This window comes from Tsuneonella sp. HG222 (assembly GCF_053819185.1).
In genome coordinates, this window is sequence record NZ_JBSOQZ010000001.1 from 920,252 (window position 1) to 941,932 (window position 21,681).

At 66.4% G+C, this 21,681-nt stretch carries 22 protein-coding genes; 13 read left to right on the top strand and 9 right to left on the bottom strand.

Annotation, left to right across the window (positions count from 1 at the left end; all coding sequences use genetic code 11):
* The first annotated feature begins 128 nt into the window (after positions 1-128).
* The 4 genes from ACWPMZ_RS04605 to ACWPMZ_RS04620 are packed head-to-tail and all read left to right on the top strand — an operon-like array spanning position 129 to position 6,096.
* Positions 129-3,254 (top strand): hypothetical protein, encoded by a 3,126-nt coding sequence (locus ACWPMZ_RS04605; RefSeq protein WP_455702835.1) that lies wholly within the window; start codon positions 129-131, stop codon positions 3,252-3,254.
* Positions 3,255-3,300: 46 nt separating this feature from the next.
* Positions 3,301-5,244: an excinuclease ABC subunit UvrC gene (gene uvrC, locus ACWPMZ_RS04610; protein ID WP_455702836.1), complete on the top strand. Its 1,944-nt coding sequence runs from the start codon at positions 3,301-3,303 to the stop codon at positions 5,242-5,244.
* Complete coding sequence (locus ACWPMZ_RS04615) at positions 5,241-5,738, top strand: DUF2199 domain-containing protein (protein ID WP_455702837.1); 498 nt, start codon at positions 5,241-5,243, stop codon at positions 5,736-5,738. Before uvrC ends, ACWPMZ_RS04615 begins: the two co-directional genes overlap by 4 nt.
* Positions 5,725-6,096 (top strand): YkvA family protein, encoded by a 372-nt coding sequence (locus ACWPMZ_RS04620; protein ID WP_455702838.1) that lies wholly within the window; start codon positions 5,725-5,727, stop codon positions 6,094-6,096. Before ACWPMZ_RS04615 ends, ACWPMZ_RS04620 begins: the two co-directional genes overlap by 14 nt.
* Here the strand turns inward: ACWPMZ_RS04620 and ACWPMZ_RS04625 are convergent.
* From ACWPMZ_RS04625 to def, 4 genes are all read right to left on the bottom strand, one after another.
* A complete protein-coding gene (locus ACWPMZ_RS04625) occupies positions 6,093-6,350 on the bottom strand; it encodes a hypothetical protein (protein ID WP_455702839.1) in 258 nt (85 codons plus the stop codon). The genes ACWPMZ_RS04620 and ACWPMZ_RS04625 overlap by 4 nt on opposite strands.
* The gene (locus ACWPMZ_RS04630; RefSeq protein WP_455702840.1) at positions 6,350-7,534 is read right to left on the bottom strand and encodes a zinc-dependent alcohol dehydrogenase; all 1,185 of its coding nucleotides are present in this window, start codon (positions 7,532-7,534) and stop codon (positions 6,350-6,352) included. The genes ACWPMZ_RS04625 and ACWPMZ_RS04630 overlap by 1 nt, the downstream gene beginning before the upstream one ends.
* Entirely contained in the window at positions 7,531-8,190 is a 660-nt protein-coding gene (locus ACWPMZ_RS04635) for an SRPBCC family protein (RefSeq protein WP_455702841.1), read from the bottom strand. The genes ACWPMZ_RS04630 and ACWPMZ_RS04635 overlap by 4 nt, the downstream gene beginning before the upstream one ends.
* 149 nt (positions 8,191-8,339) lie before the next feature.
* The gene (def, locus tag ACWPMZ_RS04640; protein ID WP_455702842.1) at positions 8,340-8,909 is read right to left on the bottom strand and encodes a peptide deformylase; all 570 of its coding nucleotides are present in this window, start codon (positions 8,907-8,909) and stop codon (positions 8,340-8,342) included.
* Between the two features lie 101 nt (positions 8,910-9,010).
* On the opposite strand from def, the gene ACWPMZ_RS04645 reads away from it, so the two are divergent.
* Positions 9,011-9,403 (top strand): nuclear transport factor 2 family protein, encoded by a 393-nt coding sequence (locus ACWPMZ_RS04645; RefSeq protein WP_455702843.1) that lies wholly within the window; start codon positions 9,011-9,013, stop codon positions 9,401-9,403.
* On the opposite strand, the gene recR is transcribed toward ACWPMZ_RS04645, so the two are convergent.
* Positions 9,393-9,992: a recombination mediator RecR gene (recR, locus tag ACWPMZ_RS04650; RefSeq protein ID WP_455702844.1), complete on the bottom strand. Its 600-nt coding sequence runs from the start codon at positions 9,990-9,992 to the stop codon at positions 9,393-9,395. The genes ACWPMZ_RS04645 and recR overlap by 11 nt on opposite strands.
* A gap of 45 nt (positions 9,993-10,037) precedes the next feature.
* Between recR and fmt the strand changes: the two genes are divergently transcribed.
* Together fmt and truA are read left to right on the top strand one after the other, a co-directional pair.
* Positions 10,038-10,940: a methionyl-tRNA formyltransferase gene (fmt, locus tag ACWPMZ_RS04655; RefSeq protein ID WP_455702845.1), complete on the top strand. Its 903-nt coding sequence runs from the start codon at positions 10,038-10,040 to the stop codon at positions 10,938-10,940.
* Positions 10,937-11,680 carry a tRNA pseudouridine(38-40) synthase TruA gene (truA, locus tag ACWPMZ_RS04660; protein WP_455702846.1) on the top strand — a complete coding sequence of 248 codons (744 nt, stop codon included), beginning with the start codon at positions 10,937-10,939 and terminating at the stop codon, positions 11,678-11,680. Before fmt ends, truA begins: the two co-directional genes overlap by 4 nt.
* Here the strand turns inward: truA and ACWPMZ_RS04665 are convergent.
* Positions 11,677-13,905, bottom strand: coding sequence for a transglycosylase domain-containing protein (locus ACWPMZ_RS04665; RefSeq protein ID WP_455702847.1), 2,229 nt, complete (start codon positions 13,903-13,905; stop codon positions 11,677-11,679). The two genes, truA and ACWPMZ_RS04665, sit on opposite strands and share 4 nt — an antisense overlap.
* Before the next feature lie 131 nt (positions 13,906-14,036).
* Between ACWPMZ_RS04665 and ACWPMZ_RS04670 the strand changes: the two genes are divergently transcribed.
* Positions 14,037-14,969, top strand: coding sequence for a TauD/TfdA dioxygenase family protein (locus tag ACWPMZ_RS04670; RefSeq protein WP_455702848.1), 933 nt, complete (start codon positions 14,037-14,039; stop codon positions 14,967-14,969).
* A 1-nt stretch (position 14,970) separates the two neighbouring features.
* Here ACWPMZ_RS04670 and ACWPMZ_RS04675 read toward each other — a convergent pair whose 3' ends face one another.
* Positions 14,971-15,924: a leishmanolysin-related zinc metalloendopeptidase gene (locus tag ACWPMZ_RS04675; RefSeq protein ID WP_455702849.1), complete on the bottom strand. Its 954-nt coding sequence runs from the start codon at positions 15,922-15,924 to the stop codon at positions 14,971-14,973.
* 220 nt (positions 15,925-16,144) lie between these two features.
* Between ACWPMZ_RS04675 and ACWPMZ_RS04680 the strand changes: the two genes are divergently transcribed.
* A complete protein-coding gene (locus ACWPMZ_RS04680; RefSeq protein ID WP_455702850.1) occupies positions 16,145-17,251 on the top strand; it encodes a zinc-binding dehydrogenase in 1,107 nt (368 codons plus the stop codon).
* On the opposite strand, the gene cobS is transcribed toward ACWPMZ_RS04680, so the two are convergent.
* The gene (gene cobS, locus ACWPMZ_RS04685) at positions 17,248-18,231 is read right to left on the bottom strand and encodes a cobaltochelatase subunit CobS (protein WP_455702851.1); all 984 of its coding nucleotides are present in this window, start codon (positions 18,229-18,231) and stop codon (positions 17,248-17,250) included. The two genes, ACWPMZ_RS04680 and cobS, sit on opposite strands and share 4 nt — an antisense overlap.
* A 65-nt stretch (positions 18,232-18,296) precedes the next feature.
* On the bottom strand, positions 18,297-18,908 hold the full coding sequence (locus ACWPMZ_RS04690; RefSeq protein ID WP_455702852.1) for a winged helix-turn-helix transcriptional regulator: 612 nt from the start codon (positions 18,906-18,908) through the stop codon (positions 18,297-18,299).
* A 146-nt stretch (positions 18,909-19,054) separates the two neighbouring features.
* On the opposite strand from ACWPMZ_RS04690, the gene ACWPMZ_RS04695 reads away from it, so the two are divergent.
* The 4 genes from ACWPMZ_RS04695 to ACWPMZ_RS04710 are packed head-to-tail and all read left to right on the top strand — an operon-like array spanning position 19,055 to position 21,680.
* On the top strand, positions 19,055-19,489 hold the full coding sequence (locus ACWPMZ_RS04695) for a VOC family protein (RefSeq protein WP_455702853.1): 435 nt from the start codon (positions 19,055-19,057) through the stop codon (positions 19,487-19,489).
* The gene (locus ACWPMZ_RS04700) at positions 19,486-20,154 is read left to right on the top strand and encodes a glutathione S-transferase family protein (protein ID WP_455702854.1); all 669 of its coding nucleotides are present in this window, start codon (positions 19,486-19,488) and stop codon (positions 20,152-20,154) included. The genes ACWPMZ_RS04695 and ACWPMZ_RS04700 overlap by 4 nt, the downstream gene beginning before the upstream one ends.
* 2 nt (positions 20,155-20,156) lie before the next feature.
* Positions 20,157-20,873, top strand: a complete 717-nt coding sequence (locus ACWPMZ_RS04705; protein ID WP_455702855.1) for a DUF1428 domain-containing protein — start codon at positions 20,157-20,159, stop codon at positions 20,871-20,873.
* Between the two features lie 3 nt (positions 20,874-20,876).
* The gene (locus ACWPMZ_RS04710; protein WP_455702856.1) at positions 20,877-21,680 is read left to right on the top strand and encodes a VOC family protein; all 804 of its coding nucleotides are present in this window, start codon (positions 20,877-20,879) and stop codon (positions 21,678-21,680) included.
* Position 21,681: the final 1 nt, after the last annotated feature.

Consider the following 21,681-nt stretch of genomic DNA (forward strand, 5'->3'; position numbering starts at 1 on the left):
CCCCTCGCCCTGCGAACTATCGCGACGGGACGCGACACTTTGTTACCCGAAATGCAGTTGCCGCTGTCACGTCGTTCATCGACTAGGCGCCACGGGGGATGCGTGAACTTGTCCGAAGGATTTCCGCCGTGCGCTATCTCCCCGCAGCCAGTCTGACTGCTCTTGCCGCCGCCATCGCCGCCCCCGCAGCGCTGGCTCAAGACGCTCCGACTGACGTAAAGGCGCCTGCTGCAGCGGCGCAACAGGTCGTCGATCCGCCGGCTCCGGGCGAAGAGACGATCAGCGATAACGAGATCGTGGTCATCGCGGGTTCGCTGCGCGGACAGGTCGATGCCCCGCAGCCTGCGATCGCCGAACTCGATGAGGAGGACATCGCCTCGTACGGCGCTGGCTCGCTCGCCGAACTGGTCGCCGCGCTTCAGAACGAAACCGGCAGCGGCCGCGGGCGGGGCAGCGGGCCGCCGATCATGCTGATGAATGGACTGCGGGTATCTAGCTTCCGCGAAATGCGCTCGTTCCCTCCCGAGGCCATCCGCAAGGTCGAGATCCTGCCCGAGGAAGTGGCGCAGAAATACGGCTATTCGCCCGACCAGCGAGTGATCAACTTCATCCTGAAGGACAACTTCGCGAGCAAGGAAGTCGAGCTGGAATACGGCCAGCCCGACCGCGGCGGCACTTCGACCAAGGAGGCCGAGGCGACCGTGCTGCGGATCAGCGGCCCCAGCCGCATGAACTTCAACCTTGAGGTCAGCGACACCAGTGCGCTGACCGAAAGCGAGCGCGATATCGTGCAGACGGTCGTTCCGGTGGTGGCGGGCGATCCCGATCCGGCGCCTTACCGGACACTCGTTGCCGACGCGCAGACCTATTCGCTGACCGGCAACTGGACCACCGCTCTGGGTGAATCCGGGTCGTCGCTAAGCCTCAACGGCGCGATCCAGCGCAACGAGAGCAAGTCGTTCAACGGGCTCGACAGCGTGCTGCTCACCGCGCCCAGCGGGGCCACGCGCCTGCGGCTGTTCGGTGCCGAAGATCCGCTGTCCCGCAGGAGCCGCAGCGACACCTATTCCCTGGGCGCGACGCTCAATACCCGCGCGGGTGACTGGCAGCTGACCGGCACGGTCGACGCCAATCACGGTGACAGCGAAACCCGGATCGATCGACAGGCGGATACCGCGGCGCTGCGCGCTGCCGCGCTGGCGGGTGCCTTCGCCCTGGATGCGCCGATTGCGGCGGGCCTCGCTGGCAACGGGTTCGACACCTCGCTGAGCAAGACCGACAGCGCCACGGCCAAGTTCACCGCGATGGGCCAGCCGCTCGAACTGCCCGCCGGCGAAGTGGCGGTCACGCTCGACGCCGGATACGACTGGGACCGCATCACCAGCAGCGATACGCGCAGCGGCGGACCGGGAAGCCGGCTTACCCGCGGAGATCTCAATGGCGGCATCAACGTCTCGATCCCCGTCGCCGAGCGCGGCACGGGCGCGCTCGGCGCGATCGGCGACCTTTCGGCCAACCTGAGCGCGGGCGTGAACTATCTTTCGGATTTCGGCACGCTGACGGATTGGAGCACGGGTCTCAACTGGAGCCCGATCGACGATCTCAACTTCCAGGCGACCTATATCGTCCGGGATGCGGCACCCGGGCTGAGCCAGCTCGGCGCGCCGACGATCGTCAATTTCAACGTGCCGTTCTTCGATTTCACGACCGGCACCACGGTGCTCGCCGATGTGACCAGCGGCGGTAACCCGAACTTGTCCAAGGAAACGCAGAAGGACCTCAAGCTCGGCGTTTTCTACCAAATTCCGCTGTTCGATCGCTCGACGATCTCGGTCGAATGGTTTCGCAACAGCTCGCGCGACGTGACGGCCAGCTTCCCCTTGCTCACACCCGAGATCGAGGCGGCTTTCCCGGGTCGTGTGACCCGCGATGCGGCGAGCGGACGCCTGCTGTCGGTCGATCAGCGCCCGGTGACGTTCTACAGCCAGAAATCGCAGCGTTTGCGCACGGCGATAAACCTTTCGGGACGCATCGGCGAACAGCCTGCGGGTGGACAGCGCGGCGGTGGCGGCTTCGGCGGTGGCTTCGGCGGTGGAGGACCGGGCGCCGGCGCATCCGGAGGCGGTGAGGCCGGTGGCGGCAGACGCGGCGGCGGCGGGACGATGGTCTTCGGCGGTCCTCCGGGCGGCCAGGGCGCGGGCCAGGGCCGTTTCAACTCCGAGGCTTTCCAGCAGTTTCGCACTCAATTGTGCGCCGAAGGAGCCACTGGCGTTCCCGATATCTCGGGCTTGCCGGAGCAGATGCAGCAACGCCTGAAGAACGAGGACGGCACGGTCGATCCCGCTCGCGTCGCCGAAATGCGGCAGCGCATGTGCAATGGCCAGGGCGGTCCGGGCGGGGCGGCGTTCCTCAATCCCGAGGGTTTCCAGCAATTGCGCACGGCGTTTTGTCCCGCGCCCGGCACTCCGGGCGGGGCGCCGGCCGAGCCAAACCTTGCGGTTCTCCCCGAGCAGTTCAGGGCAAGGCTCAACGGACCCGATGGGACGCCGGATCCGGCCCGGATCAAGCAGTTGCAGGATCGTATCTGTTCGGCCGAGGCGGGCCAGGTCCCCGCGGGTGCCGGTGGCCGGCGAGGCCAGGGCGACGGGCAGGGCGCGCCCCAGGTTGCCGCACAGGGCGGCGTTCCGGCTCAGGCAGCGCCCGCTCCGCAGGCCGCCGGGCAGGGCGGGGGAGCGGCCGGCTTCAACCCGATGCAGCGCCGGCAGGGCAATTTCGGACGCTGGAACCTGTCGCTGAGCCATACCTACGAGATCGAGAACGAAGTCCTGATCGCACCGGGCGGACCCTTGCTGGACCTGCTCGACGGCGATGCCCTTTCGGGCGGCGGAATTTCGCGCCACAGCTTCGGCCTGGAAGGCGGGGTCTTCTACAACGGCATGGGACTGCGCTTCCAGGGCGACTACGGCGGCAAGACGCGGGTCGACGGCAGCGGGCTGCCGGGCAGCACGGACCTGTTCTTCGACGACATCTTCAAGCTCGACCTGCGGATATTCGCGGACCTCGGCCGGAAGGAAAAGCTGGTCGAGCAGGTGCCGTTTTTCGCGGGCACGCGGGTGTCGCTCAGCGTCGACAACGTGTTCGACGCCAGGCAGCGCGTTACCGACAGCACCGGCGCCACGCCGCTGCGCTACCAGCCGTTCCTGCTCGATCCGAACGGGCGGACCTTCGAAATCGAATTCCGCAAGATCTTCTGATCCTTCCGGGGTGACGGAATCGGCGCGAGACCCTATCTCGCGTTCCATGTCCCGCACCCCGGCAGGCTCTCCCCCCGATCCGCGCGGCGCCGAGCGCTTCCTCGAGGAGCGCGCGACATATGCCGTCCAGGGCGCCGGCAAGCCGGACCTGGAGGCTGGGATCAAGGCGATCCGCGAGACCGTCCGCACGCTGAAGCCCAAGCCCGGGGTCTATCGGATGACCGATGGGCGGGGGGACGTGCTCTATGTCGGCAAGGCACGGGCGCTGAAGAACCGGGTCGCGAATTACACCCAGGTTTCCAATCTTTCCAATCGCTTGCAGCGCATGGTCAGCCAGACGCGCGGAATGGAGATCGTCACCACGAACTCCGAGGCGGAGGCCTTGCTACTCGAAGCGCAGTTGATCAAGCGCTTCAGGCCGCCGTACAATGTTCTGCTGCGCGACGATAAGTCGTTCCCGTTCATCCTGCTGCGGACCGAACATGCCTTTCCGCGCATCATGAAACATCGCGGCGCGCGCAAGATAAAGGGCGACTACTACGGTCCCTTCGCCAGTGCCGGATCGGTCAACACCACGATCAACGCACTGCAGAAGCTGTTCCTGCTGCGATCCTGCACCGACAGCTTCTTCGCCCGGCGCGACCGGCCCTGCCTGCTGTACCAGATCAAGCGATGCTCGGCGCCGTGCGTCGGCCGGATCGACCGCGAGGGTTATGCCGAACTGACGCGCGAGGCGAAGGACTTCCTCGGCGGCAAGAGCGGCGCGGTGCAGAAGAAGATCGAACGCCAGATGGCCGAAGCGGCCGCGGCGCTCGACTTCGAAAGCGCGGCCATGCTGCGCGACCGGCTCCGCGCCGCGACCTTCATCCAGGGCAGCCAGGCGATCAACGCCGAAGGGGTGGGCGATGCGGATGTCTTCGCGCTGGCGGCCAAGGGCGGGCAGCTGGGCATCCAGGGTTTCTTCGTTCGCGGCGGGCAGAACTGGGGCCACCGCGCCTTCTTCCCGAGCCACTACCAAGAGGTAAGCGAGGAAGAGGTTCTGAGCCGCGTGCTGGCGCAGTTCTACGAGGAAGTGCCGCCGCCGCGCACCATCCTGGTCGATCGCGAGCTGCCCGACCGCGCGCTGCTGGAAGAAGCCTTTTGCGCGCTGGCGGGGCGCAAGGTCGAGATCAGCGTGCCGCAACGGGGCGAACGCCGCCGGCTGATGCAGCAGGCTCAGCGCAATGCGCTCGAAGCGCTGGACCGCCGCCTGGCCGAAAGCGGGACCCAGGCCAAGATCATGCGCGAACTGACCGAGTTCCTCGAACTGCCGGAGGAGCCGCGCCGGATCGAGGTCTACGACAACAGCCATATCCAGGGCACCAAGGCGGTCGGGGCGATGATCGTCGCCGGGCCGGACGGCTTCCAGAAGGGCCAGTATCGCAAGTTCAACATCAAGAGCGCGCAGACCGACGACGACTTCGGCATGATGCGCGAGGTCATGGCCCGCCGCTTCGGGCGCGCGCTGGAAGAGGATCCGGACCGCGACGGAGACACCTGGCCGGGCCTGGTGCTGATCGACGGCGGCAAGGGGCAGATGTCCTCGGTGCGCGACACGCTGGAGGAACTGGGCATCGAGGACGTTCCTCTCATCGCGGTGGCAAAGGGACCGCACCACGGGCGCGAGGGCCGCGAGGTGTTCCATTTCCCCGACGGCCGGGAGAAGACCCTGCCGACCAACAGCCCGGTGCTGTTCTATCTCCAGCGCCTGCGCGACGAGGCGCACCGGTTCGTGATCGGGGCGCACCGCGCCAAGCGCAGCCGTGCCATTACCGCCAGCCCGCTCGACGAGATCCCCGGCATCGGCCCCTCGCGCAAGCGCGCGCTGCTGCTGCACTTCGGCACCGCGGGCCGGGTGCGGGCTGCCTCCCTCGAAGATCTGCAGCGGGCACCCGGCGTCAGCGCGGCGGTGGCGCAGGCGGTCTACGATTTCTATCACCCGCGCGGATGAGCGAAGGCTTCCGTTTCAAGTGCCGCACCTGCGGCGAATGGCACGAGGGTGTCCCGCACCTGTCGGCGGCCGCTCCCCTGTACTACTACGGCATCCCCGAAGCGGACCGGGAGCGGCGCTGTGTGCTTACCGCGGATACCTGCGTGGTCGATGGATCGATTTTCTTCGTGCGCGGGATTATCGAAATCCCCGTCGCCGGCCTTGCCGATCCTTTCGGATGGGGCGTCTGGGTGTCGCTCAGCGAAGCGCATTTCCGGGAGTACGACCGGGCAACCGAAGGGCGCGAACGCCTCGGGCCGTACTTCGGCTGGCTGTCGGCCGCGCTGCGCCCCTACCCCGAGACAGAGAACCTGAAGACGATGCTGCACCCCCGCCCGCTGGGCGAGCGGCCGTCGATCGAACTCGAACCCACAAACCATCCGCTGGCGATCGAGCAAAGGTGCGGCATCGACCGCCGCCGGCTCGAGGAAATCTACGAGAGTGTCCTTCACTAGGCTGCGGGACTGGGCCCGCGCGATCAAGCGCGATGTCGTCGCCCTGTGGCTGGCCGCCGGCGACCCACGCACGCCGCTTGCCGCCAAGATCGTCGCCGCCACCACCGCCGCCTACGCGCTCAGCCCGATCGACCTGATCCCGGACTTCATCCCGGTGCTGGGCTACCTCGACGACCTGCTGATCGTGCCGGCCGGCGTCTGGCTGGCGGTGCGGCTGATGCCGGTGCAGTTGATGGCCGAACTGCGGGTGGAGGCCGAGGCGCGCGATCGACCCCGGTCGATGGCCGGGGCGGTGGCGGTCGTGACGGTCTGGCTGGCGGCGGTTGCCCTGGCCGGCTGGTGGTGGTTCGCGCCCTAGGCCGATTTTGGCTGGGCCATTCGACGGTGCATCTCGGCCAGGAGAGTGTCGGGCAGGATGCCTGCAAACACGTCCTGAACCTTGTTCATGAACCCGCTCACCGTGTGACCGTCGCCGGCGAGCAAGGCGTCATATCCGTCGCGCGCGACCTTCGCCGGATCGGCCCTGTTCTGCGAACGGCCGACGCTGGTGTCTTCCAAGTTTGCCCGATCGAAGAATTCCGTTTTGGACAGCTTGTCGATCACCTTGCTCATCACGCGGCCGCAAACGCGGGCTTGAGGACCACCTTGGTCCATTCGTTCTGCTGCTCCTTGAAGTTCTTGTACCCCTCGGCCGCCTGACTCAGCGGCAGGCGGTGGCTGATGAGGAAGGTGGTATCGAGGGTTCCGTTCTCGACCATCGCCAGCAGCTTGCGAGTGTATTTCTGCACGTGCGTTTGGCCGGAGCGGATCTGCAAGCCCTTCTCCATCAGGGCGCCGAGCGGAAACTTGTCGCTCATGCCGCCATACACCCCGGGGATGGAGACCTTGCCGCCGAAGCGGACGGCAAGCAGCGCCTGCTTGAGCGCGCTGGCGCGATCGGCACCGATCCCGACCTTCTGCTTCACCACGTCGATCATGTTGTCGATGGCGAACCCATGCGCTTCCATGCCCACGGCATCGATCACGGCGTCCACGCCGATCCCGCCCGACATCTCCATCAGCGCCTCGCGCACGTCGGTGCGACGGAAATCGATGATGTCGGCCCCGAGCTTCGCGGCGAGTTCGAGGCGATGCGGATAGTGGTCGATGGCGATCACCTTTGCGGCGCCCATCGCCAGGGCAGACTGTATGGCAAACAGGCCGACCGGGCCGCATCCCCAGACCGCCACCGTATCATCGGGCTGGATGTCGGCGTTTTCGGCCGCCATCCAGCCGGTAGGGAGGATGTCGGACAGGAACAGGACCTTCTCGTCCTCCAGATGGTCCGGAACGACGATCGGCCCCACGTCGGAGAAGGGCACGCGAACGTATTCGGCCTGGCCGCCGGAGTACCCACCGGTCAGGTGCGAATAGCCGAACAGTCCGGACATCGGCTGACCGTAAAGCGTTGCGGACATGTCCTGCTTTTCCGCCGGATTCGAGTTCTCGCAGGCCGAGTACTGCTCGACGGAACAGTGAAAACAGCCGCCGCAGCTGATCGTGAACGGCACGACGACGCGCTGGCCCTTCTTTAGCGTGCTGCCCGAACCGATCTCCACCACCTCGCCCATGAACTCGTGGCCGAGGACATCGCCGGGTTTAACGCCTGGAATGACGCCATCGTAAAGGTGCAGGTCGCTGCCGCAAATCGCGGTCGACGTGATTTTGATGATGGCATCGCGCGGATTGATGATCTCCGGATCGTCGACGGTTTCGACGCGAACGTCCTTGGCTCCATGCCAGGTGAGCGCCTTCATGCCGCGTCCTCCTGCTGGGACTGGCGCGTTTCGTCGCGCCGCCTTGCCGATGTCGCCACTTCGCCGGTTTCCAGCAGCATCTTCAATCGCTTGAGATCGTGGCGCGCCTGGACGGCCGGTTCGCGAAGGAACAGCTTGGCGACGGCCCTGCCCGCGGCGCCTGCAGGGGGATCGTACGCGACGATCAGCGTGACCTGCGTCCCGCGATCTCCCGGCGCATCTTTGAACATGACCCGGCCCTCGGTATCGATTTCCGATCCCTCGACGGAGCGCCAGGCAATCAGTTCACCCGGTTCCTCGCGCACGATTTGTGTCTCGACGTCCACCGTCCGACCGGCGGGCGCCTTGATGCGCCAGGTCGAGCGCTTTCCGTCGGGCGATTTCGTGATCGCTTCGAGGTTTTCCATGACTCCGACCAGATTCGAGAAATCGCGCCAGAACGCGAACAATTCGTCGCGCGGCTTGCGGATGGTGACGGTCCGGCCGGTGACTTCGTAGTCTCCGAACCCGCGCCTGGCGGTGTAGCCCGGCGCACTGTCGCCTTCGCCGCTCTTGCGCCGTTGGTGCAGAAAGGCGCCGAAGGCCAATCCGCCCAGCGCCAATCCCAAACCTACTGCACCCGCTGCAGCGGCTTTACTTTCCTGTTTCGATGTCATTTTCCGGTCTCCTCTTCGTCAAGCGAAGCGAAACCGGGGATGTTCCCGGTAGAGTGACCGAGGCTGAAGCTTATCGATGGGGCGGGCAGCGCAGAGGGCCGGCCGAGTTGGGAGGCAGTCGCGCCGGGCTAAGCAACTAGACTACCCGGTCAGGCCGCCTTGCGCAGCTTGTCGAGCTTCTTGAGCGCCATCTGCCGCTTCAGGCGGCTGAGGTGGTCGATGAAGAGGATGCCCTCGAGGTGGTCCATCTCGTGCTGGATGCACACGGCCAGCATGCCTTCCATCTCTTCTTCGTGGGTCTTGCCCGCGAGATCCTGCCAGCGCACGCGGCAGCGTGCGGGGCGCTCCACATCGGCATAGATGTCGGGGACCGACAGGCAGCCTTCCTGATAGCTCCGAATGTCCTCGCTGGGGTCGAGGATCTCGGGGTTTACGAACACCCGCGGATCGTTCTTCACAGGCTGGTGATAGTGCGTTTCGCCGCCGTGCGAATGGCATTCCTCGGGCTCGGCGTCGGGATCGTCTTCCTGCAGGTCGATAACCAGCAGGCGAAGCGGCTCGCCCACCTGGATCGCGGCGAGGCCGATGCCGTGCGCGGCGTACATCGTGTCGAACATGTCGTCGACGAGCGTCTTGAGGCCATCGTCGAAGGCTTCGACGGGCTTAGACACGATCTTGAGCCGGGGATCCGGCACTTCCAGGATTTCACGGATAGCCATGGGGGCCAGATAGTATTTAGTCGCCCGTCCGACAAGACCGTGCGACGGAGCGAGGAACGCCGGCCAGCGGCGCGAATTGTTTCATCGAAGGAGGCCGTTCGATGAACGACGAGCAGACGATAATCGATCTCGAAACGAGGTTCTGGCAGACGATGGTCGACAAGGACGCCAAGACCGCGGCGAACATGATTGCCGGCGAAGGATTGGTCATTGGGCCGATGGGCGCGATGGCGATCGACCCCGCTAAATACGAAGCCATGACCAACGAAGGCGACTGGAACCTGAGGACCTTCCAGTTCGATGACGTTCGGGTCGTTCAGCCGTCGGGCGATGTCGCGATCATCGCCTACAAGGTGCACCAGACCGGCGACATGAAGGGGCAGGAAATGGACCTCAAGTGCGTCGACAGCACCACCTGGGTGCGCGAGGATGGCGCATGGAAGTGCTCCCTGCACACCGAGACGATCCTCGGCGAAATGCCCCTCAGGAACTGACCGGCCTGCGCGCGCGCAGCGCCTGCGCCAAGGTGCCTTCGTCGAGGTAATCGAGCTCGCCGCCCACGGGCAACCCGTGGGCTAGTTGGGTCACGCGCACCGGGTAGGCTTCCAGCCGTTCGGCAATGTAGTGCGCGGTCGTCTGGCCTTCGAGGGTGGCGTTCATCGCCAATACGATCTCGTCGATCCCCCCTTCCGCCACTCGCTCGAGCAGGCGGCCGATCGTCAGGTCCTCGGGTCTCACGCCTTCGAGCGCCGACAGGCGCCCACCGAGCACATGGTAGCGGCCGGGGAACAGCTTCGCGCGGTCCAGTGCCCACAGGTCGGCGACGTCCTCCACCACGCAAAGCTGGCGCTGGTCGCGGCGCGGATCGGTGCAGATGACGCAGGGGCTTTGCGTGTCGACGTTGCCGCACTCGGGGCACTCCACCAGCCGTTGCTGCACGGCCACCAGCGCCTCGACGATCTGGGCCAGCGCGGTTTCCCGCCGCTTGACCAGCCAGAGCACAGCGCGCCGTGCGCTGCGGGGGCCGAGACCCGGCAGGCGGGCCAGCGCGCTCGCCAGCGTCTCGATTTCTTGCGAAGCCATCGGACGGGAGATAGGGCGCGGGGCTGGAATTAGGAAGGCCGGACAATGCGCATCGTCTTCATGGGAACGCCGGACTTTTCCGTGCCGACCCTGCGCGCTCTGGCCGAGGCCGACCATACGATCGTTGCAGTCTACACCCAGCCGCCGCGGCCGGCCGGGCGGGGCAAGCAGGAGCGCAAGTCTCCGGTTCACCTCGTCGGCGAGGCGATGGGCATTCCCGTGTGCCACCCGCTGAGCTTGCGCGATCTCGACGTGCAGGCCGATTTCGCCGCGCACGAGGCGGATCTCGCGGTGGTCGTGGCCTACGGCCTGATCCTGCCGCGCGCCATTCTGGAGGCGCCTAAGCGTGGTTGCCTCAACGTCCACGGCAGCCTGCTGCCCCGCTGGCGCGGTGCGGCGCCCATCCAGCGGGCGATATTGGCCGGCGACAGCGTGACCGGAATCACGATCATGCAGATGGAGGAAGGGCTCGACACCGGGCCGATGCTGGCCGTCGCGCGCGTTCCGGTGGAGGACAAGACCGCGGGTGAGCTGCATCACGAACTGGCAGAGGTCGGCGCGCACCTGCTCGTCGATACGATCGCCCAGCTCGACCACATCAAGCCGCAGGCCCAGCCGCATGGCGCAACCTATGCCGACAAGATCGCCAAGTCCGAAAGCCGCCTCGACTGGAGCGAGACCGCCGAGCGGCTCGAACGCGAGGTCCGCGCGTTCTCGCCATTCCCCGGTTCGTGGTTCGAATTCGATGGCGAGCGGATCAAGGTGCTGCGCGCGCGGATGATCGGCGTGAACGGCGCGCCCGGCACGGTGCTTGACGACGAGCTGACGATCGCCTGCGGCAATGCCGCGCTGCGCCCGGTCACCGTGCAGCGCGCGGGCAAACCGGCGATGGACGCCGCGGCCTTCCTGCGCGGAATGTCGGTGCCGGTCGGCACTGTCCTGCGGTGACCCGTTTCGCGTTGACCTTGGAATTCGACGGCGGACCTTTCATGGGCCTGCAGCGGCAGGATCACGGGCCGAGCGTCCAGCAGACCGTGGAGGATGCGGTCCACGCGGTGACGGGCGAGCGGGCGGTGCTGCACAGCGCGGGCCGGACCGACAGCGGGGTCCACGCGCTGGCGATGCGCAGCCACGTGGATATCGCGAAGCCAATCGAGCCGTTCCGCCTGGCGGAGGCGCTCAATGCGTTGATGCGCCCCGCGCCGGTTGCAGTGATCGCCTGCGAGGTGGTGGCGGACGACTGGCATGCGCGGTTCTCCTGCGTCGGACGCGAATACGAATATCGCATCCTCAACCGCCGCGCCCCGCCGACGCTGGAGAAGGGCCGGGTGTGGCATGTGACCCGCCCGCTGGATGCCGAGGCGATGCACCGCGCGGCGCAAGCGCTCGTCGGCAGTCATGATTTCACGACGTTCCGTTCGGTGAACTGCCAGGCGAAGGACCCGGTCAAGACGCTGGACCGGCTCGATGTCAGCCGCGAAGGCAACCACGTGGTGATACGCGCCGCGGCGCGCAGCTTCCTGCATCACCAGGTGCGCTCGATGGTCGGCACGCTGGCGCTCGTCGGCCTGGGGCAGTGGAGCAAGGGGCAAGTGGCCCAGGCCCTGGCAGCGAAGGACCGGGCGGCGCTCGGCCTCAACGCGCCGAGCGAGGGGCTGTATTTCGTGCGCGCCGTCTACCCGGCCTAATTGCCCTGCTGCTGCTGTTCGATCCGCTGGCGCTGCTGCTGGTAGATCTGCTCGTCGAGCTGGCGCCCGGGGGGTGACGGCGAGGGCGAGGGCTGCGGCTGCCCGGGCGTGATGCGCACGCCGTTGCCGTCCACCCGCACATCCACCGGCACGCCCTCGATCGCGCCTGACAGGCCCACTCCGCCGTCGCCGATGGTCAGGGTCGCATCGTCGCCGAGGGGGATGTCGCCGACGTCGGGGACGTCGAGCGGCTGGACCGGCCCGCTCGGATTGACCCGCGGGGCGGGCGCCGCTTGTCGACCGGTGGCTTGCAGCATGAAATCCTTCCAGATCCGCGCCGGAAGGCTGCCGCCGGTCACGCCGGGCAGGGGACTGTTGTCGTCGTTGCCGATCCACACGCCGACGACCAGGTTTTCCGCATAACCGACGAACAGGGCGTCGCGGTTGTCCTGCGTCGTCCCGGTCTTGCCGAAGTTGGGCACCGGAAGGGCGGCGGCGCGCCCGGTGCCGCGGTTGACCGCCTGGCGCAGCATCGACTGGATATCGGTGTGCGTGGAGCGCGAGAGGCTGTCCCGTCCGCCGAGCAGCCAGCCGAACACCCCGCCATCGTCGCGCGGGAAGGCGGTGGGCCTGACCGGGAAGCTGTTGGCCGCGACCCCCGCGTAGGCGCTGGTCAGTTCGAGCAGCGTCATCGTCGAGGTGCCGAGCGCCATAGAGGGATCGCCCTCCGGCAGCTCGCTGGTCACGCCGAGCTGGCGCGCCATGGCGACAACGGCGTCGCTGCCGACCTCCTGCTGCAAGCGCACCGCGGCGACATTGCTCGAGCGGGCGAACGCGTCGGCCAGCGTGATCGTGGGCGAATAGCTGCCGCTGGAATTCTTCGGGCGGTAGGTGCCGGTCGTGATCTCGGAATTGTCGATCACGTCGTCCGGGCTCATCCCGGCATCGAGCGCGGCAAGGTAGACGAACAGCTTGAACGTCGATCCCGGCTGCCTGCGCGCCTGGGTGGCGCGGTTGAACGGGCTCTTGCGGTAATCGCGCCCGCCGATCATCGCCACGACCTCGCCGTTGGGCCGCATCGCCACCAGCGCCACCTGGGCACTGCCAAGCGGGGCGCGGTTGACGGCCCGCCGCGCGGCTTCCTGCAAGCGCGAGTCGAGCGTCGTGGCGATCGTCTGGCGCGCGTAGCCGACATCGGACAGCTTGCGCGCTTCGGGCAGCGCCCAGTCCGCGAAATAGGTCCCCGTAGGCAGTTCGCTGTCGAGATCGCGCACGTCTAGCCTGGGCGCCTTCATGGCCCGCGCCTCGGCCTCGGTAAGATACCCCGCCGCGACCATCGACTGGACGACGATTTTCATCCGCCGCTCGGCACGGGCATAATGCTTGGTCGGCGCGTAAGCACTCGGCGCCTGGACCAACCCCGCCAGCATCGCCGCCTGGTTGGGCAGCAGCTTTTCCGGCTGGCGATAGAAGTAATGCAGGCTGGCGGCGCGGATGCCGTAGACGTTGTCGCCGAAATAGGCGTTCGAGAGATACCGCTCGAGTATCTCGTCCTTGGTCAGCCAGGTCTCCAGCCAGAAGGCAATCAGCGCTTCGCGTGCCTTGCGGGTGAGGGTCTGCTCGGGCGTCAGGAACGTGAACTTGGCGAGCTGCTGGGTGATCGTGCTGCCACCGCCATAGCCCGTCCAGACTGCGCGGACGATGGCGCGCGGGTCGACGCCCCAGTGGGTATAGAACCGGCGATCCTCGGTGGCGATGAAGGCCTCGGCCACATGCGGCGGAAGCTTGGCCATCTCGACCGGGGCCTCGACCACCGCGCCGTTGCGGGCGATCGGCGTGCCGTCGCTCGCGAGCAGCGTGACCTGGGGTGGGGCAATCGGCTTGAGCGACTTGGAAAGCGGCGCGGTGATCAGCAGCCACGCGACCAACAGCAGGAACACGCCCACGATGGCGGCCACGATCCGCGATACCCACCACCGCTTGCGCCGATCCTGCCAGTACGCGCGGTGCCACCAGCGCTGGTCCGTTCGATGATGGTCGGGGAAGCGGCGCCCCAGTTCACCGTCGAGCCATTGGCCGAACTCGGGGTCGCCCGGGCCTTCGCTCTCGTAGAGCGGGGAGTAGGGCGCATCCTCGATCCAGCCGGGCCCCGCGTCGTCGTCGGGCTCGATCCGCGCCCAGTCGGGTCGCCTGTCGCGAGGTTTGATGAGGCCGAACAATGCCATGGATGCTGTATTACTTAACCAACACAGTTATTGCGAGCGATTTTCCAGCGCCCGGTATGATTGCTGACAGGTTGACGCAAAGACGATATGATTAGCATACTAAGCAAATTCGATGTGAGGCCTGCACACTTATGAGCCCAGAGGTGAACCTGCTGCAACCGTGCGGCGCGGAGTTGTCGGGTGTCGATGTCGCGCAGCTGACGCCGGACCTCGTGACCCTGGTCGAGGATCTGATGCGCGAGCACGCGATCCTGGTCATCCGCGGGCAGGGCCACATCGACGACTTGGACCATCTGGCATTCAGCCGCGCGTTCGGTCCGTTGGAATTGCCCGGCGCCCGGCCCGACGGTCACATGGCCCGGGTGGCATTCGGCCTTTACGACGTCTCGAACCTCGGGCCGGACGGCGAGATCGCCGATGCGGACGGACCCCGCGCGAAAATTGCCAAGGGCAACGAGCTGTTCCATGCCGACAGCAGTTTCAACGATCTGCCGAGCAAGTGGTCCATGCTGCGCGGCGTGATCGTCACCCCGGAAAAGGGCGAAACCGAACTCATCGATGGGCGACTGGTTTACGACGCTTTGCCCGCGGAGATGAAGGAGCGCCTCGAGGGGCTGCAGGTGGTTCACAACTACCTCCACAGCCGGCGCAAGGCCGGGGCCGCGGTTGCCGACGACAGCCCGCTCGCGCCCTACATGCGCGCGGTGCACCCGCTTGTTCGCACGAGCGCCTCGGGTCGGCCTGCCTTGTTCGTGGGGGCTCACGCGGAAAAGATCGTCGGGATGGACCCGGCCGAGAGCACTGCGCTGATCGAGGAGCTGATCGCCTTCGCCACCCAGCGCCGGTTCGTCTACGCACACAAGTGGCGGCAGGGCGACATCGTGATCTGGGACAATCGTTGCACGCTCCATCGCGGGACCGAATACGATTACCGCCGCTACAAGCGCGACATGCGCCGCTCGACGATCAACGAGAGTGGCCCGGAACGCAGCGCGATCCCCGAGCATCTGAGCCTGGCGATGCTGTCCGGGCCACCCGCAACGCAGGCGGCCCGGAACGACTAGTTCAGACGAGCGGCAATTCGGCCACCACCACTTCCCAGTTGCTGTTGAGCTGGTAGCCCATGTCGGCAAACGCCGCGCCGCTCATGGTCGACATGTAGTTGGCGTCGTCGATGTAACCGGTCATCAGTTCATTGAGATAAGTATCATCGTCCCAGTGCGAGCCGGCCGTCCCCTGGCCGCCGTCGGTCTCGACGAAGATCTGGCTGGTGCCGAACAACTCGAGGGATTCCGCCTTTGCCTTCGCGCCGGTGAACAGGTTGTTGGCGTCGACCAGGTTCAGGCGCGACCAGATCGAGCCGAAGCCCAGGCTGTGCGCCATTTCGTGGATGACGATGTCGTCGAACAGGCCCTGATTGAAGAAATCCTGCGCATCGGCGATGTCGAATTCCATCGTCGCCGTGGCCGGGAGCGAGTTGCTGGTCCGCACCGATGTCGGCCCGGCCTGGCCCAGGATGCCACCGGCACCGTCGATGTTGCTCAGCGTCGCCGAGATCGTGATGTCGTCCACCGTCGTGGTCTTGCCGCGGCTGCGGACGGAAACGTCGGCGAGCTCTCCGACGATCAGAGAGGTGAAGAAGTCGGCGGCCGCCACGAAGGTGTCGTGCAGTGCCTGCGTCCAGGTCCCGTTGAACTGGATCGTGATGTTGAAGCCCGATGCGGCATTCGACGGACCGCTCACATAAGCGGGAAAGGTCAGGCCGCCCCCGCCGCCACCGCCGCCGCCGCCGCCGCCCCCGCCACCGCCGCCGGGCTTGGCCGACGCCGGCCCGCCGTTGTGTCCATGCGCGACATCGGTCACGTAGATCACGCGCGTCAGATCGACTCCGGTGATGACGTCGCTCGAATCCGGAATGGCCGGCGCAGGCAGTATGCCGCCGCGGCCCACCGCCGGCGGATCGGCGAACCCGTGGAACACGACATCTTCGGCAAAGGGCTTGGCTGGTCTGACTGGCATGTTCGATTTCCTCCCTTCCCGACACCGCGCGGCTTGGTCTCGGGAGCAAGCGCAGGCTACCCCCATTTTGTAGGCATGCAATTCCATTTACCGCGTTTCCACCGCGAGCGGACTTGCACCGCGCGCGGCCTGCCGGGAGTGCTTGCCGAAGTAGCAAAAACGGCGCGATACACGCGGCAGCGGAGTCGCTTTGGCTCGAAGAAGGAAAAGGCGATGGCGCATGACGTATAGCGGCCACCAACTGCGGACCACCCTGGCCGATGACGGCACTCTCACGGTGGAGATCGTGCCGCACGAATGGAGCGAGCCGCAGGGCAACACGATTCTCGTCCGGGTCGAAGCCGCGCCCATCAACCCATCGGATCTCGGCCTGTTGTTCGCCTCCGCCGACACCGACAGTGCGGAGTACGCGCCCGGCAAGGTGGTGGCGCGCATGCCGGAAGGTGCGACGCGCGCGATGAAGGCGCGCCACGGCATTTCCATGCCGGCGGGCAACGAGTGTGCCGGCACGGTCGTTGCTGCGGGCGACGCACCGGCAGCCAGTGCGCTGCTGGGCAAGCGGGTCGCCTGCGTGCCGGGGACGGCCTATGCCACCTACGCTCTCGCCGACGCGGCGATGGCGATGCCGCTGCCCGACGATGTTTCCGCCGAGCAGGGCGCATCAAGCTTCGTCAATCCGATGACCGCGCTGGGCTTCGTCGAGACCATGCGGATGGAGGGTTTCACGGGGCTGGTCCATGCTGCCGCTGCCAGCAACCTGGGGCAGATGCTGGTGAGGATCTGCGCGGAGGACAAGGTACCGCTGGTCAATATCGTCCGCAGCCAGGCGCAGGTCGCCCTGCTACGCGACTTGGGCGCCGAGCACGCGCTCGACATGACGCTGCCCGATTTCCAGCAGGACCTTGCCGAGGCGATCCATTCGACCGGCGCGATGCTCGGCTTCGATCCGATCGGCGGCGGCACGCTCGCCGGGCAGATCCTGACCGCGATGGAGCAGGCCGCCAGCCGCGGCGCCGCCTTCAGCCGCTACGGATCGTCGGTGCCCAAGAAGGTCTATATCTACGGCGCGCTCGATATGGGGCCCACGATCCTCAACCGGGCCTTCGGGCTGACATGGGACATCGGCGGCTGGCTGCTCACGCCGTTCATGGCCAAGGCGGGACCGGAGGTGGTCGGCCGGATGCGAACGCGGGTGATGGCCGGACTGACGACCACGTTCGCCAGTCACTACAAGGCGCGCGTCGGCCTCGAGGAGATGCTGTCGAAGGAGGCCGTGGCGGAGTACAACGCCCGCCGCACGGGCGAGAAATACCTCGTCGTGCCCTAGATCTTCGCCACGACGCTTTCAGGCAGTTCCACGCCGAACACGCGCTGGTAGTATTCGGCCACCAGCATCCTCTCCGCCTCGTCGCACTTGTTGAGGAAAGTCAGCCGGAAGGCGAAGCCGGGATCGTTGAAGATCTCGGTGTTCTGGGCCCAGGTGATGACGGTGCGCGGGCTCATCACGGTGGAGATGTCGCCGCCGATGAAGCCCTGACGGGTCAGGTCGGCGACGCGGATCATGTCCGCCACCAGCTTGGGATCGACCGTCGTCTTGGCGGAAACGATCTCCTGCTCGACCGAGGCGGGCAGATAGTTCAGCGCGGTGACGATGCTCCAGCGGTCCATCTGGCCTTGGTTGATCGCCTGGGTGCCGTGGTAGAGACCGCTCGTGTCGCCCAGGCCCACCGTGTTGGCGGTGGCGAACAGGCGGAACCACGGGTTGGGGCGGATCACGCGGTTCTGGTCCAGCAGGGTCAGCTTGCCCGACTGCTCCAGCACGCGCTGGATGACGAACATCACGTCCGGGCGGCCGGCGTCGTATTCGTCGAATACCAGCGCCACCGGGTGCTGCAGCGCCCAGGGCAGCAGGCCTTCGCGGAATTCCGTCACCTGCAACCCGTCGCGCAGCACGATCGCATCGCGCCCGATCAGGTCGATGCGGCTGATGTGCGCATCCAGGTTGATGCGGATGCAGGGCCAGTTGAGGCGGGCGGCGACCTGTTCGATATGGGTCGACTTGCCGGTGCCGTGATAGCCCTGGATCATGACCCGGCGGTTGTGGGCGAAGCCGGCCAGGATCGCGAGCGTGGTATCGCGGTCGAAGACGTAGGTCTCGTCGCGATCGGGCACCCGCTCGTCGGCCTTGGAGAAGGCCGGGACCTTCCAGTCGACGTCGATGCCGAAGGTCTCGCGGACGTCGATTTCGCGGTCGGGCGCGGCTATCGCAGTGCCCGATTCTCCGTGGGTGCTGGTCATCTCGTTCATCGTGGTGAACGCCTAGACGCGGGGGAGGGGTGCTGCAACCGGCAATCCAGTTGCCGATTGGCCGTTCAGCCCACCTTCTGGGGGAGATGGAAGAGGTCGATAAAGCGCGCGAAAAGCGACGGATCGCCTTCGACCGTCAACCCCTGTCCGGCAAGCCCGGCCGGAGGAACCTTCAGGTAGATCATGGCGGCGACGAGCGGCGCGGCCGGAGCGCGGACGACGACGTCGGCCCCGGCCGTCGGCCCGCGAACGATCGGCATCGTCCCGTCCTTCACCGTTGCCACATAGCTCTCGCCCGCGACCTCGAACCCGACCGTAGCGCTGAGGTGCCGCGCCTTCTCCTTGTCCAGCATGGTCCGCAGCGACAGCATCAGCGAGACCGGCGACAGCGGCAGCGTGGGATCGTGCGCGACATGGGTGGCGGCCCACCGGCCCAGTTCCTGGATCGCGGGTTCGGCCAGTTGGCCCCATTCGGTCAGTTCGTAGACCTGCACGTTGGCGGGCGAGGGGAGGGCGACCTTGCGCACGGCGCCCGCCGCCTCGAGCCCGGCAAGCCGCTCGGTGAGCACCTTGGCCGAAATGCCGGGCAGGCTGGCGCGAAGTTCGGAAAAGCGGCGCCCGCCGAACATCAGTTCCCTGATCACCAGCATCGACCAGCGTTCGCCGACGAGTTCCATCGCGAACGCCGTTCCGCAGGCGTCCTCGTACCACTTGCCATGACCTTTTCGCGGCGACTCGGTTTCTTTTTGTAACTTCACGGTTGCTTTTAGTAACTGACAAGTGCACCAAAGGCAAGTCCCGAGTCGCGAATGGAGAGAGAGCGATGGAGAAGATGATTTTCGTAAACCTGCCGGTGGCCGATCTCGGCAAGTCGCGGGCTTTCTACGAGGCGCTCGGGTTCGTAAACCAGCCCAACTTCACCGACGAGACCGCTGCCTGCATGAAGTGGTCCGACGCGATCTACGTCATGCTGCTCACCCATCCCAAGTGGCAGGGCTTCACCGCCAAGGCGATCCCCGACGGGTTCAAGAGCGCGCAGCACATGCTGGCGCTGGTGCTGGAAGACCGGGCGGCGGTCGATCGCCTGGTCGAGGCAGGCGCCGCCGCGGGGGGCGCGGTGGACACCAGCGAGCCGCAGGATCACGGCTTCATGTATCAGCGCACGCTGGAGGACCCCGACGGCAACATCTGGGAGCCGTTCTGGATGGACCCCAAGTTCGCCAGCGGTGAAGCCGCCCCGCAGCCGGGGGCTGCATGATGGCCGCGCCAACCGTCACCGCCTTCGACTGGGTGCCCGATTTCGCCAAGGGCCTGGTGCGCGACCTGCGGGTCCGCTGGGCCTTCGAGGAAATCGGCCAGCCTTACGCGATCGAGAAGTTCGGCGCCGCCGCGCCGCGCCCCGATGACTACGCCCAGTGGCAACCGTTCGAGCAGGTCCCCGCCTTCCGCGACGGCGACCTCGCGTTCTTCGAAACCGGCGCCATTCTGCTCTACATCGCCGAAAAGCATGGCGCCCTGCTGCCGCAGGATGCGCCGGCCCGCTGGCAGGCCATCTCCTGGCTGTTTGCCGGGCTCAACAGCGTGGAGCCGACCATCCAGCGGTATTTCACCTACCACGTCTTCAATGCCGGCAAGGACTGGGCGGCGAGCGCCGAAGAGGCCGTGCTGCCGCTGCTGAAGCAGAAACTGAAGCGAGTGTCCGACGCCCTGGGCGACAAGGACTGGCTGGCCGGTGAGTTCTCGATCGCCGACATCATGATGGTCACAGTGCTGAACAATCTGCGCGATACCGATTTCGTCGCCGGATTCCCCAACCTGGCCGCCTATCACGCGCGCGGCCTGGAGCGGCCGGCCTATCAGCGGGCGCTCGCATCGCAGCTGGAAGATTTCGACGGCGTACCCCCGTCCAAACAAGGAGCCTGATCATGTATCTGCAAGGATTCATCGTCCCCGTCCCCGCCGAGAAGCAGGACGCCTATCGCGACATGGCCGAGAAGTTCTGGCCCATCGCCCACGACAACGGAGCGATCGAGCACGTCGAGGCCTGGGAGGCCGACGTTTCCGACGGCAAGCAGACCGATTTCCGCCGCGCCGTCGCGCTTGAGGATGGCGAGAAGGTCGTGTTCTCGTGGGTCGCCTGGCCCGACAAAGCCACGGCAGACGCCAGCAACGAGAAACTGATGAACGACCCGCGCATGGACGAAATGGGCAAGGACATGCCGTTCGACTCCACGCGGATGGTCTATGGCGGCTTCGAACCCTTCCTCGATGAAGGCGTGTCCAGGGGCGGCGGCTATGTCGATGGTTTCGTGGCCCCTGTGCCGGATGAAAATCGGGAAGCTTACGTCAAGATGGCGACCGATGCGGCCAAGGTGTTCCTCGACCACGGCGCGCTGCGCGACGTCGAGGCCTGGGGTTCCGGCATCGAATTGGGCAAGGTCACCAGCTTCCCGCGTTCTGTCGAGGCGAAGGAGGGCGAGAGCGTGGTGTTCTCGTTCGTCGAATGGCCCGACGAGGCGACCCGCAAGGCGGGCTGGGAAAAGATCATGGCCGACGAACGCATGAACGGCGTGGACATGCCGTTCGACGGCAAGCGAATGTACTGGGGCGGTTTCGTCCCCATCGTCGACCGCGGGCGCTGAGCGATGGGCAGGCAGGAGGATCGCGGCGCTTTCGTCTGGTACGAGCTGATGACCGACGACCCAGCGGGCGCCAAGGCGTTCTACGACGCGGTGGTCGGCTGGAACCTGCAGGCAGAGGGCAACAGGATGCCCAACGGCAGCGAATACCGGATGATCGGCCGGTCGGATGGCGGCAATGCGGGCGGCGTGCTGGCGATCACGCCCGCGATGGCCGGGCACGGAACGAAGCCGGGCTGGTTTCCCTACATTCATTCGCCCGATGTCGACGCGACCTGCCAGGCGCTCACGGAAGCCGGGGGCACCGTGCACATGGCGCCCAGCGACATGGGCGTGGGCCGCATCGCGATGGTTGCCGACCCGTGGGACGCGGTTTTCTACGTCATGGACCCGCAACCACCCGCGGGCGATCCGGACGCCAAAAGCGACGTGTTCGCTGGGAAACCGCAGCACGTCCGCTGGAACGATCTGTGGTCGCCCGATCCCGCAAAGGCGGCCGCGCTGTACGGCGAACTCTTCGGCTGGCGCCAGGAGGGGTCGATGCCGATGGGCGAGCAGGGCGACTACCTGTTCCTCTATCGCGGAGAAGGCATGATCGGCGCGGCCGGACCCGCGACGCCGGGCGGGCGCGGTCCGCGGTGGGACATCTACATCGGCGTCGACGATATCGATCGGGCGGCCCAGGCGGTCGAAGCCGGGGGCGGCAAGCTGACCGGCGAAATCCAGCAGATCCCGGGTGGCGACTATTCGGTCCACGCGCAGGACCCGCAAGGTGCGGCGTTCGGCCTCGTGGGCCCGCGCAAGGAGTGAT